The sequence below is a fragment of the Pedobacter psychroterrae genome, assembly GCF_004331695.1.
Taxonomy (GTDB): domain Bacteria; phylum Bacteroidota; class Bacteroidia; order Sphingobacteriales; family Sphingobacteriaceae; genus Pedobacter; species Pedobacter psychroterrae.
Genome location: NZ_SJSL01000001.1, coordinates 1,571,360 through 1,585,663, shown reverse-complemented (window position 1 = coordinate 1,585,663; position 14,304 = coordinate 1,571,360). Strand labels below are relative to the sequence as shown.

At 41.0% G+C, this 14,304-nt stretch carries 10 protein-coding genes; 4 read left to right on the top strand and 6 right to left on the bottom strand.

The genetic code is table 11. From position 1 onward, the window contains the following. Positions 1 to 79: 79 nt before the first annotated feature. Complete coding sequence (locus EZ437_RS07000) at positions 80 to 1,417, bottom strand: efflux RND transporter periplasmic adaptor subunit (protein WP_131594547.1); 1,338 nt, start codon at positions 1,415 to 1,417, stop codon at positions 80 to 82. A 51-nt stretch (positions 1,418 to 1,468) separates the two neighbouring features. After that, positions 1,469 to 2,893 (bottom strand): TolC family protein, encoded by a 1,425-nt coding sequence (locus tag EZ437_RS06995; RefSeq protein ID WP_131594545.1) that lies wholly within the window; start codon positions 2,891 to 2,893, stop codon positions 1,469 to 1,471. A gap of 87 nt (positions 2,894 to 2,980) precedes the next feature. Here EZ437_RS06995 and EZ437_RS06990 point away from each other — a divergent pair, with 87 nt between their 5' ends. Together EZ437_RS06990 and EZ437_RS06985 are read left to right on the top strand one after the other, a co-directional pair. Then, the gene (locus tag EZ437_RS06990; RefSeq protein WP_131594543.1) at positions 2,981 to 3,598 is read left to right on the top strand and encodes a polysaccharide deacetylase family protein; all 618 of its coding nucleotides are present in this window, start codon (positions 2,981 to 2,983) and stop codon (positions 3,596 to 3,598) included. A gap of 281 nt (positions 3,599 to 3,879) precedes the next feature. Further along, positions 3,880 to 6,156, top strand: coding sequence for an aconitate hydratase (locus EZ437_RS06985; protein ID WP_131594541.1), 2,277 nt, complete (start codon positions 3,880 to 3,882; stop codon positions 6,154 to 6,156). Positions 6,157 to 6,236: 80 nt separating this feature from the next. Here the strand turns inward: EZ437_RS06985 and EZ437_RS06980 are convergent, their stop codons facing one another. Then, positions 6,237 to 8,057 carry a MutS-related protein gene (locus EZ437_RS06980; protein ID WP_131594539.1) on the bottom strand — a complete coding sequence of 607 codons (1,821 nt, stop codon included), beginning with the start codon at positions 8,055 to 8,057 and terminating at the stop codon, positions 6,237 to 6,239. An 84-nt stretch (positions 8,058 to 8,141) separates the two neighbouring features. Between EZ437_RS06980 and rlmH the strand changes: the two genes are divergently transcribed. Next, a complete protein-coding gene (gene rlmH, locus EZ437_RS06975) occupies positions 8,142 to 8,615 on the top strand; it encodes a 23S rRNA (pseudouridine(1915)-N(3))-methyltransferase RlmH (protein ID WP_131594537.1) in 474 nt (157 codons plus the stop codon). Between the two features lie 196 nt (positions 8,616 to 8,811). Here the strand turns inward: rlmH and EZ437_RS06970 are convergent, their stop codons facing one another. The 3 genes from EZ437_RS06970 to EZ437_RS06960 all read right to left on the bottom strand — a co-directional run bounded on the left by EZ437_RS06970 (position 8,812) and on the right by EZ437_RS06960 (position 12,673). Further along, positions 8,812 to 9,351 carry a DUF5606 family protein gene (locus EZ437_RS06970; RefSeq protein WP_131594535.1) on the bottom strand — a complete coding sequence of 180 codons (540 nt, stop codon included), beginning with the start codon at positions 9,349 to 9,351 and terminating at the stop codon, positions 8,812 to 8,814. A gap of 1 nt (position 9,352) precedes the next feature. Further along, entirely contained in the window at positions 9,353 to 9,814 is a 462-nt protein-coding gene (locus tag EZ437_RS06965) for a peptidylprolyl isomerase (RefSeq protein ID WP_131594533.1), read from the bottom strand. Between the two features lie 231 nt (positions 9,815 to 10,045). After that, positions 10,046 to 12,673: a zinc-dependent metalloprotease gene (locus EZ437_RS06960; RefSeq protein ID WP_131594531.1), complete on the bottom strand. Its 2,628-nt coding sequence runs from the start codon at positions 12,671 to 12,673 to the stop codon at positions 10,046 to 10,048. 449 nt (positions 12,674 to 13,122) lie between these two features. Here EZ437_RS06960 and EZ437_RS06955 point away from each other — a divergent pair, with 449 nt between their 5' ends. Next, positions 13,123 to 14,304, top strand: coding sequence for an asparagine synthetase B (locus tag EZ437_RS06955; RefSeq protein WP_225869514.1), 1,182 nt, complete (start codon positions 13,123 to 13,125; stop codon positions 14,302 to 14,304).

Below are 14,304 nucleotides of genomic sequence, written 5' to 3'. Positions count from 1 at the left end.
TTATAAATAAAAAACCCCGGCTTAATGTTTTAAAACCGGGGCAATTTACTTATTTAAAATGACTGATGATGTTTACTTTCTATTTGGGAGCAGCAAACAACTGATCCTTAGTCGTTTTTTCTACTTTCATACCGTCCTTTAGTTTATTCTGAATGGCAGAATATGGCCCACTTACCACTTCCTGACCGGATTTTAGTCCTGACTTGACAATGATATACTGGTCGTTCTGAATCCCTGTAGATACTTCAGTACGTTTTACAGTACCATTGTTAAACACATATACGTATTGCTTGATGGCTTTATCAGCAAGTTTTGACTTTTGCTTATCCGCATCAGCGTTATTTCCTTCTTCCGGTTTATCCGATTTTTTCTTGTCTTCCGTAAATACCGATTGTATAGGAATAGCCATGCCGTTTACAGATTCGCTTTCTATATCAACCGTAGCAGACATCCCTGGCCTGAATGGAGAAGGAAGGTCGTTAACACCTTTGATATCCGAATAAGAATCTGACAATATGCGTACTTTAACATTGAAATTAGTCACCTGGTCAACACTGGTAGCTGTTCCCACATCTTTAGAAGAACTTGCTATTTCGGTTACGGTACCTTTAAATTTCTTATCAGCAAATGCATCGACTTCGATTACCGCATTGTCACCCACATTTACCCGGTTGATATCATTTTCATTCACATCCACATTTACTTCCATGGAAGACAAATTTGAAATCCGCATAATCTCAGTACCGGCCATCTGTGCTGTTCCCAGGATACGATCGCCAAGTTCAACTGATAATTTAGAAATCACACCGTCAACAGGGGCAAATATAGTAGCCTTGGCAAGGTTAGCGCTTGCCTCCTGTACATTGGCGCTGGTCTGCGCAAGTTGAAACTTGGCAGCTGTCACTTCTTCCCTTGATCTGCCCAGGTTCGTTTTCGCAGTTAAGTAAGCTGCTTTGGCTGCATCAAACTCTGAGGCTGATATTACCTTTTTATTGAACAACTCAACATTACGCTTGTAAGTAGCCTCGGCATTTACAAAATTCCCTTGATTTTGCTGTAAAACCTGTTGTGTAGCTGCTACATTTGCTTTCTGAGAGCTGTTCGATGCAATAGCCCTGTCATACCCTGATTTTAATACATCGGGCCTTACTTTGATCAGCAGTTGTCCCTTTTTTACCACATCACCTTCTTTTACCAATAGTTCAGTAACCTCGCCCGACACCTCAGAGCTTAATTTTACTTCGGTTTCAGGTTGTACCTTACCACTGGCGGTCACTGTTTCAATAACATTCTTAGTCGTTGCCTTCTCAGTCGTTATCTTTTCAGCTTTTTCACCTCCGATCAGGCCAGTGAATTTTGCAATGGCCAATAAGGCGACTATTATTGCCAGAGCGATTAATATAGGTTTTAGTTTCATTTGCTTTATTTGTTATTTAATATATTGTATCATCAAGCCTTACTAATTAGACTAGAAAATTATTTGTTTGCCTAAATAGTAATCTATCAGCTTGGCCCTGAACAGCAAGTCATATTTGGCCTGGATCATATCTATTTCTGCTTTATTTAAATTAGTTTGTGATGTACTGTAATCCAAAGAATTTACCAGGCCTACTGCATACCGTTGTTCTATTACATTGAATGCATCTTTTTGTGCCAGGAAGGTATTGGTAGTAGATGTGAAACGGCTTCCTGCAGCTTTCAAATCTGCAACCGCCTGATAGATAACTTTGTTTAGGTTATTATGTGCCAGTTGTTCCTGAGTCTGATTTTGCAAATAATTAATCCGCGCCCTCCTCACGGTAGACCTGGCAGAGAAACCATTAAAGATAGGCACCCGCAAGCTTACCCCTACATACTGACCAAAATTATCTCTAAGCTGATCATTAAACCTGTAGGCTTCTGTTAAGGCTGTGAAATCTGGTGTAAGCACAGCTTCGTTTGTAGTCTGAGTCCTGCCAATTTCCCTAAATCCGTTTTGAATAGTATTGAGCACCCGGTCTCTTCCACTTGAATAATTTGTATTCAGACCAGCACCGAACGATAGCGTAGGATAATAGTTGCCCTTTGCGATATCTATTCCAGCTTTAGAAGCTTCAGTACGTATAGCGGCAAGCTTTATATCAGGATTCGATTTCATTGCAGAGCTATAAACGTCCTCAGGATTATAATCGGAAGATGGCTTATTAAAGCTTTGCAACACCGGTGCACTTACCGAATAAACAGTAGAGGAAGGAATGTCCATCAACTGTGCAAGCGTAATATAAGATATAGTCAGGTCATTCGTAGCATTGGTCACATTCAATTCTGCTGTGGCCAATTGAGACTTGGCCTGTGAAAGATCAGCCAGCGTCTTATTTCCCACATCCAGCAATTCCTGTTCGCGTGTCAGCTGCTGCTTTGCTACTGCAAGCTGCTGTTCTGCTGCTCTCAGAAAATCCTTGTTGTACAATATCTGTAAATAGGAGGTCACCACCTGCAGGATCAGGTCGTTCTTTACTTTTTCTGTATTGGTTTTATCAGCATCTAGCAAAAGTTTATTTTGCCTGATCTGGTTGATCTTTTGAAAACCATTAAAAATATCAATACCTGTCGATACGCCGCCATTAAAGGAGGAGAACTTCTGACTGTTAAATTGATTGGTAGAAGGATCGACACTACGTCCAAAATTAATATTGTACCCACCGTTACCATTTAATGTGGGTAACAGTGCATTTTTTGATTGCTTTAAATTCTCGTCTGATAAACTTTCACTTAATTGCGATTGTTTAACCTGCAGGTTATTAGACAGCGTTTTTTCTATTGCCTGCTCTATGGTTATCACCTCCTGCCCTACAGATTGCTGAACAAACCCAACCAGAAAAACAAAAGACAATACTAGGGGAAACTTCTTCATAATTTAATTTTCACACAATAATAACATAAACAACTTACTCAATTTGTAAATTTTAGGGTACAACATGGTATTTTACTACCTTTACATATGTACCTGGTAAAATCTCCACTTTTATTAAAATGGTATTACCCATCGCTGACCTGGAACAAAAGCCGGGAACATAAAGTTATTTATTTGACCTTTGACGATGGACCCATACCGGATGTTACAGAATTCGTGCTAAAAACTTTAAAAAGCTTTAACGCAAAAGCTACATTTTTTTGCATAGGAGATAACATTTGCAAACATCCGGATATATTTAATAAAATAAAGAACGATGGGCACCAGATCGGCAATCATACCTTTAACCACCTGAAAGGGTGGAAAACACCGGATGAAACCTACCTGGCAAACTTCAGGATGTGTCAGGAACTGACCGGCACAAACCTCTTTCGCCCCCCTTACGGCCGCATCAATAAATCACAGATCTCGAAGATCAAATCAGTCTATCCCGAAATGGAAATTATCATGTGGGATATTCTGAGTGGTGATTTTGATCAGTCCATTAGCGCGGAGGCATGCCACAAAAACGTCATCAAATATGCAAAAAATGGATCGATTATCGTTTTTCATGACAGTTTTAAAGCTTCCGACAGGATAAAGCATGCTTTACCAAAAGTACTGGAATATTTTGCCGCTCAGGGTTATCAATTTAATACACTCTGATAATAAGGTACATACCAAGTTTAGACCAAAACACAACAACAAAACAAATATCTGATCGTCAGCCAATTAGCAATGAAAAACAAAAGAAAGCTGTTCAATACCGGACAGCTGTGTCCATAAATGACCGGTAATAATTTATAAACGCGGCAATTCTTGAAGCAACACCCTATTTAGAAAAAGTATAAATAATATAATGATATACATATGATCTCATACCCCTGTTTTTTTTTGTAAATTCGCTAAAAATAACAAAATACTTACCCTTTTAACACTAATTATCAATGGCTTTTGATATAGAAATGATCAAAAAGGTGTATGCAAACTTTGGCCCACGCACAGAAGCGGCACGTAAATTAGTAGGCAGACCTTTAACACTCTCAGAAAAAATACTTTACACCCACCTTTGGGATGGAAATGCAAGTACCGCTTATTCAAGAGGTACAGACTATGTAGATTTTGCTCCTGACCGTGTTGCCATGCAAGATGCTACTGCGCAGATGGCTTTATTGCAATTCATGCAGGCCGGCAGACCTAAAGTGGCTGTTCCCTCAACGGTTCACTGTGACCACTTAATTACTGCAAAAAATGGTGCAGCCATTGATTTGCCTGCAGCAAATACAGAAAGCAAAGAAGTATTCGATTTCCTGGCTTCAGTTTCAGATAAATATGGCATCGGTTTCTGGAAACCGGGCGCAGGTATTATTCACCAGGTAGTGCTGGAAAACTATGCCTTTCCGGGTGGAATGATGATCGGTACAGATTCGCACACGGTAAATGCAGGTGGCCTGGGTATGGTCGCTATCGGTGTAGGCGGTGCTGATGCCTGTGACGTAATGGCAGGCCTTCCATGGGAACTCAAATTCCCTAAACTAATAGGCGTAAAGCTGACCGGAAAACTAAGCGGCTGGACCTCTGCCAAAGATGTGATCCTTAAAGTGGCTGGTATCCTTACTGTAAAAGGTGGTACCGGTGCTATTGTTGAATATTTTGGTGATGGCGCTACCGGCATGAGCTGTACAGGCAAAGGAACTATTTGTAACATGGGGGCCGAGATAGGTGCTACCACCTCAACTTTTGGCTATGACGAGAGCATGGAACGTTATCTGCGTGCTACAGACAGAGCTGAAGTAGCCGATGCTGCAAATGAAATAAAAGAACACTTAACCGGTGATCCTGAAGTATATGCTGAACCAGAAAAATATTTTGACCAGCTGATTGAGATCAACCTGTCTGAACTTGAACCTTACCTGAACGGACCATTTACTCCTGACCTTGCTACACCTATCTCTAAAATGAAAGAGGTAGCCGAGGCAAACGGGTGGCCATTAAAAGTAGAATGGGGACTGATTGGCTCTTGTACAAATTCCTCATATGAGGATCTGTCGAGGGCAGCCTCTATAGCACAGCAGGCAATTGACAAAGGCTTAACAATAAAAGCAGATTTTGGCATCAACCCAGGATCTGAACAAGTACGCTACACGGCAAACCGTGATGGGTTATTGGGGACATTCGAAGCTTTAAACGCCACCATCTTTACCAATGCCTGCGGACCATGCATCGGTATGTGGGACAGAGTTGGCGCCGAAAAACAAGAAAAAAATACCATTGTACATTCGTTTAACAGGAACTTTGCTAAACGTGCTGACGGTAATCCAAATACTTTTGCGTTCGTAACTTCCCCAGAAATCGTAGCGGCAATTGCTATTGCCGGGAATTTAGGTTTTAATCCACTTACAGACACATTGACCAATAACAACGGCGAACAGGTTAAACTGGATCCGCCAAAAGGCGATGAGCTGCCGGTAAACGGTTATGCCGTTGAAGACGCAGGCTATCAGGCTCCTTCAATAGATGGTAGCGGCGTACAGGTACTGGTATCTCCTACCTCGCATCGTCTGCAATTGCTGGATCCTTTTGCAGCATGGGAAGGAACTGACCTTAAGGGTTTAAAACTACTGATCAAGGCTAAAGGAAAATGTACTACCGATCATATCTCTATGGCCGGTCCTTGGTTAAAATTCCGTGGCCATCTGGACAACATCTCCAACAATATGCTGATAGGTGCTGTTAACTTCTACAATGAGAAAACTGACTTTGTTAAAAACAGCCTGACAGGCGAGTATGGCCCTGTACCGGCAACTCAGCGCGCCTACAAAGCCGCAGGCCTGGGTGCGATTGTGGTAGGAGATGAAAACTATGGTGAAGGATCAAGCCGTGAACATGCAGCCATGGAACCACGTCACTTAGGTGTCCGTGCGGTTTTAGTAAAATCATTTGCGCGTATTCATGAGACCAACCTTAAAAAACAGGGAATGCTTGGCCTTACATTTTCCATTAAAGATGATTACGATAAAATACTGGAAGATGATGTGATCGACATCATAGGCTTAACTACATTTACTCCAAACGTACCACTTGTACTGGCATTAAACCATGCGAATGGCACTAAGGAGGAAATTTTGGTAAACCATAGTTACAACACACAACAGATAGAATGGTTCAAAGCAGGTGGTGCGCTAAACATCATCCGCAGAGAAGCAGCAGCTAAAAATGCTTAACCAGCATATGCTACACCTATAGTATTTAAAACTCCTGCTTACGGCAGGAGTTTTTATGTTTACTGCCTTTCGTAAGTTTTTTATAAGGATAGCCCTATCTGCTTCAGCAACAGCGCTGCATTAAATGTTTTGCAAGGCCCATGTTTCAGCTTGTAATCAAACCTCATTTCATCTTCTGCCATCTGGATATCAAAGTGGTAATTTCTAATATTCTGAGGATAGTCCACCTCCATCTCAGAAAGTTGCAAGTCATGAGTAGCAAATAAAGCAGGTGTATTTTGTGATATCAATTTTTCAATAAACACCTTAGAACCGAGGTATTTATCTTTACTGTTTGTACCACGTAACATTTCATCGATCAGTACAAAGGAATTGGGAATATTGCTGATGGCATCGAGAATCATTTTTAAGCGGTTCAGTTCAGCTTTAAAGGTGGACGTGTGATCGTTCAATGAATCCTTGATGCGCATGTAAGAAAATACCTTAAATATAGAAAGTGACATGCTATCAGCACATACTGGTGCGCCTGCAAACCCAAGAACCATATTGACCCCCAGGGTACGCAGAAATGTACTCTTTCCTGCCATATTAGATCCGGTAACAATGTCAACAGTAGGTTGTACAGCGAGTTCAAAATTATTTAAAACACGCTCCTTTTCATTAATTAGTGGATGTCCAAGTCCAACTGCATGTAATTGAAATGTATCTTCGATGACTGGAAAATTCCAGTCTGGATGATTGTGTGTTAAAGTGGCGAATGAAATCAGTTCTTCAAACTGACTGATTCTATACAAACCATGAACAAGCGACACTGAAGACATGGAATGCCAGTCGGCCAACCTGACCGAACATTTAAGGTCCCATAAAAGAAACAGGTTCAGCACCAAACTTACCAGAATATTTAATCGCGCATCAAAGGCTTGTATGATGGAGGTGAGCTGCCTTATCTGTGTGCTGACAGGACTTGCAGCTTTCCCCGAATCCTCTTCCTTAAACATATCTTTTATATACTGACTTTGCCAGTCGACATCTTCTGTCCATTTAATGGTACCTGCAAAGGCGTTGAGCTGATTGGAGCTCCCTGTAAAACCGTAATACACCTTATTAATATCACTAAGGTTAAAGAATGTCAGGCCGGCATTGAATACCGCTATCAAAGCAAACACATTCCACATTACTCCTCCAAACAAAACTCCCAAAACCAGCAATCCAACTGTTAAAAAAGGCACTGCACTTACATATGTTTTCAACAGTCTGCTTCTGGCAAAGCCCAATTGTAAAGGAAGCTGATGCACCAGTTTATCCTTTATAATTTCCAATTGGCTTGGCTTATGATTTTGCAGCTCTGCGCGAAAATGATAGGTTTCATCTATATGAGCGACCAGCTCTTTTATAGCTTCTTGCCGCAATTCTATCGTAATTTTTTCTGCCGGTGCCAGCAAACCTGAGGCCAGCAGGTCCAAACCCGCAGTGGTATTACACCTGTTGACATTGGCATATACTGACCTTGGGCCCAAAATATCTAAATCACCAGTGTATGGGTGCTGTTCATCACTATACAGGTCGCCATCGGCATATCCATTCTTTCCTGTGGTAAGTTGGTCTATTTCGTTCTGATAAACCCACAGGAGCTGTAAAGCATAATCCAGTTCATTCTGGACCCTGGCCTGCCGCTTTATAAGAATCAGGAAGAAAAAGACGGGAACAACTGCAAGCACTCCAAAATACCAGAAAAAACCCAGGCTGATAATGAGTGCAACGATCAGGATCTCGAGGATAAAAAGTCCGAGTCTGGAGAAGGAGATCCGATTCAGCTTTTTTTTAAGGTCATCGATTAGTGATTGTTGCTTATCTGCACTATTTTGGTAAGCGGTTAAGACGTTATATTTTGTTTTTACCATTATCTTTATCATTTTTAGGAAGGGCTATTTTGACAACTCTTCCTCATAGATGTTACGTGATATAAGCACATAAAGATAATGTAAATGAAGATCAGTTTATTGGTAGTTGGAAAAACAGAAGATAAGTACCTGATAGAAGGTATCGAAAAATACATCAACCGGTTAAAGCATTATATTGGCTTCAATATGCTGGTAATTCCTGAACTAAAAAACACTAAGAGCTTAACCGAAGCGCAACAAAAAAGCAAAGAAGCGGAACTGATCCTCAAGCAGGTCAGCAATGCTGATACCCTAATCCTGCTTGATGAGAATGGTAAAACCTATACATCCGTACTGTTTGCAAATTACCTGAACAAACAAATGATCGGCAGTGTGCAGCACCTGGTGTTTATCATCGGTGGGCCATATGGCTTTGACGAACAAATTTACAAAAGGGCCAATGGAAGTATCTCGCTCTCTGCAATGACCTTCTCCCATCAGATGGTCCGCCTTTTCTTTACAGAACAACTTTACCGGGCGTTTACCATTCTAAAAGGTGAGCCCTACCATCATCAATAAATTTGTGGAATTTTAATCTGCCAGTCATCATTATATAAAGGAGAATCAAAATGCAGTTACCAGGAGATTTTAAAAGAAAATATAAGTTTAAAAGCGACAGAAAAAAAGACCGCTTAGGCTATATCATTGCCATTGTTATTTCAGCGATTGCCCTACTGGCATTATGGTATCTGGGGTAATAAAAAAAAGGGGTTGATTAAACCCCTTTTTTACTTGTCATATTTGCCTTTTTAGCTGGCTGTGCAGTTTTAGAAGGAGCTTTTGCATTGGATGGTTTGGATGTAGCCTTTGGCTTTTTCTCCACCTTATCTTCTCCTTTTATTCCTTCCTGATCAGGAATAACTGCCGGGGCATCCTCCACAAACAAAGGAAGATCCTTTAGTATGTGGTACCAGGTAATGATTTTTTTCATATCAGAAGTATACACTTTATCATCATCATGATCTGGCGCAACTTCTTTAAAAAACGATTTTAAAGCATTTACATCTGATTTTGCATCAGGAACATTACTTTTTGCAGCCTTGATATTGGCCAGTACGTCTACCAGCTTAAGATCATCATCCTGACCATAAACAGTAATGTCTTCTAATGACGCCAGCTTAGTTGTAGTAATATTGGTTACAATTTTAACTTTTTGGGCATCCAGGCTTTCAAGAACGTATCCGCCCTTGTTTTGTCCTACCAGCCTATACAATCCCGGCCTTCCCGATACTGCTACTATTCCTCTTAAATTCATATTAATCTTCTATTACGTCTATACCTACAATCTTATCACCCTGTCTGATGTCGTCAACAATATCTATATTTTCTATTACCTTACCAAAGCAGGTATGGTTTCTGTCCAAATGTGCCGTATTATCGCGACTGTGGCAGATAAAAAACTGGGATCCACCTGTATTTCTGCCGGCATGTGCCATAGACAACACCCCACGGTCATGATATTGATTTTCGCCTGTTAATTCGCAATCAATTTTATAACCAGGCCCACCTGTACCTGCCAGGTGTGCTTTGGAAGGATCTTTCGAATTAGGACATCCGCCCTGTATCATAAAATTTGGAATCACTCTATGGAAAGTAATCCCGTCATAAAATCCTTCACTAGCCAGCTTTTTAAAGTTAGCTACTGCTATAGGTGCATCCTGTTCGTAAAACTCAACAATCATGTTACCTTTATCTGTCTTAATTATGGCTTTGCTCATCGTAATTTTTTGTGAAGGGCAAACTTAGATAAAAACTACGTATCATTTATCAATAATCTTGAAATAAATTGATTCCCCTTTCCTATAAAAACGTTAGGCTTAGCCTGTTATTGCGTGTAAATAAAATATTTTTCTCAAATGTTCAGAATACTAACCCTTCCTGTTCATTGCTTGCTGTCCAAAAAAAAACCGCCTCAAAATGAGACGGTCCTTGCTAAAATAAACCTATTATTAATTCACTGACAATGCCTTGTCTATCAAAAATATCAAATTTACACGGTGTGCTTTAGTTTGTTCATCACCACCTGAAGCGCCTGCCAACTGCTCTTTTACTTTGATGAGCGTAGCAAGTGCTGCTGCTTTACTAGGATTATCATAGCCTGCCGGAGCTCCAACAATGGCAATGGTCGCCTTTATAAACTCCGTTTGCAGGTTTTGACGGAATGCATTTACATTGCTTTTAAGATCTGCTTCAAAGATATCCTCCGACAGATCACTCATCACACTTGCAACCGAATATTTATTGCCATACAATCCACTATTGCTAATCCTGTTAAGCGTATTTGGATGCAGAATCTGTGCAAGGGTACTCAACTGCATAGACATAAAGCTGTTTAGCGGTTTAATGTCTTCATTGTTACCAAAGAAGTTAAATCCCCTGCGCTGTATCTGAAGATAAGGAAACAATTCAGTATCTGAATCAAATGCATCAGGTGCAAATACATATTTGCCCAGCAGATCCAGTGCTTTCTTCTGATAAGCTACCGGCACTGGTGTAAATGGTGTTGTTTTAGTATCCTGCCCCACAAAACTCCTGTCTACATAAACCCCGCCAATAAAACGGCTCAAAGCAGCTGCCATACTGTTGCGCTGCCCGTTCAACTGTCCGTATCTGACACGCAGTTCCTGATAACTCTGATTAGGTTTGCTAAACCTTTCCTTTAGCTTCGGCATCATGGTATTGATCAGTTTAAACCTGTCTTCACCATAGGTCACCATATCATTTGTATGGTCGTTTATATTTACCCGTGGATCTATACCTCCACCAGGGCTTCTCATATCGTCTGCATCATTGCCAAAAGCAAGTTGTGGATCTGTACTACGGCTCAGGATCTTGTTTAATCCTGCTTCTTCCTCTGATTCTGTGAAGGGAGTATAGCCATACTCAATTGCCCACCAGTCGTACGGCCCTGCTTTGGTAGTATAATAATCGCCTTGCTTGCTGCGGTCACTGCTCACATTGATGGCAGGGTAATCCATTACAGAACCCTGCAAGCCTATTTTATGGGTAATTGAGACATCATTCATTTCTTTAGGACTAAGCATCTGACTGGCTTTCATGTTATGATTTAAGCCAAGCGTATGCCCCATTTCATGCATGATCAGGTAATACAAAAACTGCTTGTGCATTTCGCGTACCTGATCTGCTCTGACTGCCTCAGGTGCATCTGCATCAAGGGCTTCAATGGCGGTAATACCTGTTTGATATTGCATACCAAGTTCATGTGCCAGATTGCAGCTAGCCATATGACTTTTACTAAAACCATTATTGTGCTGCTGATCTGCAGCTATCGCTGCTGCCGGATTTTCCCATGGCAACTGTAAGCTTGCCTTACCTGCGTTAAACAGGTCATCCAGTACAGGCGTGCCTGCACCCGAACGCCATTCTACAGTAATGTCTGCACCCAGGATTTGGCCTGTCAACGGGTTAAAGAAACTTGGCCCAATGGCACCATAAGAGGGATAAGCAGAAGAAACCCAGCGTATCACATTGTAAGAAATATCGGCAGGATCCCAGGTAGCAGTATCCGGTTGGATTTTCATCACTACCGCATTCTTAAAGCCAGCTTTTTCAAATGCCTCATTCCATTTTTCACCAGCCTCTTTTATAATCTCCCTGTATTCGAATGGCGTAGTATTTTCGATCCAAAAAACGATAGGCGCTACCGGCTCACTGAGCTTGGCATTAGGATCTTTCTTTTTCAAATACCAGCGACTGATAAAATCTTTGTATGGAGTAGATGAAATGGAAGTAAGGTCATCTACCTCAGCCCCAAAATAACCTACCCTCGGATCATCACGACGTGGGCGAAAGTCATTTTTAGGTACTTCAAGAAAAGAATGTTGCATTTTGATACGTACGTAACGCGCATCTGTGATATCCTTTCCTCCTGTGTTCATCGGCACCGGATTGTCATATGCAAGGTCTACTACCACATCTGTATTGTGCGGAAAAGACCTTACTTTAGTGTAGTTTGATTTGGAAGTATTCAAATTTCCCAGGTTAAAAACTGCTCCCGGAGGCATAGTAGGAGGATAAACAGGTTTTATTGGATCCAATTTATCTCCAATAAACAACCCGTCTACTGAGACAAGATACCCGTCTTTGTCTTCTGCGCTAAACTTATCGCTATAAAATACCGCGTCAGAAACATCGACATTGGCAGCTTTGCTTACGGGATTGTTCTTGTCATAATAAAAGCTGGTATTTTTCTGCAGGAATTCAATTTTATCATTACGCTTCTTAACATAAAACAACATGGTATTTCTGATCATATTCTGGTTCAGGTACAGTGTAGTAGGCCCGCCCATAGAAAAGCTCTGATAAATATAATCTTTGTCCAGTTGGCCTTTTTTAATGTACAACTGCAAGCTTCCCGTAACTGTATCTTTATACAGTGTAAAGAGACCGTCAATCTTCTTGCTCGATTTAATTTTTTCGGCAATGCCCACTTTTGCAGGAGGGGCAAGCACTTTCTTTAAGGAATCGGCAGTGGCCAATGCCTTCTTTTTATCCTGGGCTGATACTCCCATCGAGAGTAATACCACAAGAGGTAATAATAAGAGGGTTTTTTTCATGAATAATAGTTTTCAATAAATATATGAATTTTCAGTAAATCTATATTCAATTACGGTCTTTAAGGTCTTAAATTCCATTTTTTATGGCTATATTGTGTGGTTACTACCCCGGTATTGAAAAGGGATAAACGACATAATTTGTTAGCAGGTTGCATATGGGTTCTAGATGACCCCGCATTGAGCCCCCGTTAAACCCGCATTGAGGCCGCCTTTTTCCGTAATAATGCGGATTCATAGCATGCTTATCATTGATTGATTATTGAATAAGGTTCAGGTCTTGTGCAAGGAGGGTGCAGGCCTGACATCGGATGATAATTTACTTTTTTATGTAGCGTTATATAGTTACATTCGCTTCCATACCTTTTTTTATGACTATCAGACAAATCCCTATTTTATTTTTTCTGTTATTCTGTAGCCTGATAGCTAAGTCATCGTCTATTCTCATTTACATGGATGAAGGCCAAAAAAATCACCTCAAAGCATACGGGATTGCTTACTGGAGTATCAAGCAAAGTGCCGACGTAAGCTGGTTACTTAATTATCGTGGTGGCAGCTTTTTAATTGCTTACAATAAAGGCGTGGAAGATGAATGTAAGATAAGAGGTATTTCCTATCAGGTAGTAGCTGACGGCAAGGTAACTGCGATATTAAACGAGATCAGTGATCCGGAAGTAAACATGGAACTGATAAAGCTTGAGAAAGCCCCAAAGATGGCGGTCTACTCTCCAAAAAGTAAACTTCCCTGGGATGATGCCGTAACGCTGGTGCTTACTTATGCAGAAATCCCATATGAAGTGATCTATGATGACGATGTACTAAAAGATAAACTAAGTAGCTATGACTGGCTGCACCTGCACCATGAAGATTTCACGGGCCAATACGGAAGGTTCTGGGCCAATTTTAGAAACGCAACATGGTACAGGGATGATGTTAAAAACCAGGAGGCCGCAGCAAAGAAAAATGGCTTTAAAAAGGTCTCTGAAATGAAACTTGAAGTAGCCAAACGCATCAAAGAATTCTGTGCAGGGGGAGGGTTTCTCTTCGCAATGTGCTCCGGAACAGATAGTTTTGACATAGCACTCAGCGCCGATGGGGTTGATATCTGTGAAAGCATGTTTGACGGTGATGCGGCCGACCCACATGCCCAGGATAAACTTGATTTTAATAAAACGGTTGCTTTCAAAGATTTCAAACTGGATATAAATCCCCGTAATTACGAATTTTCCAATATAGATGCCACACAAACGAGAACCCTTAACCAGACGAATGACTTCTTTACATTATTTGACTTCTCTGCCAAGTGGGACCAGGTACCTACCATGCTTACACAAAACCATGATAAAGTAGTTAAAGGATTTATGGGCCAGACAACGGCCTTTAGAAAAGGGCTGGTAAAACCTAACATCACCGTACTTGGAGAAAATAAAGGTGCTGAAGAAGTGCGCTATTTAAATGGAGAAATAGGAAAGGGACGATTTACATTTTATGGCGGACATGATCCTGAAGACTATCAACATGAGGTGGGCGACCCTCCTACCGACCTTAACTTACACCCGAACTCGGCCGGGTACCGTTTGATACTAAACAATGTGCTGTTTCCAGCAGCAAAAAAGAAACCTCAAAAGACCTAA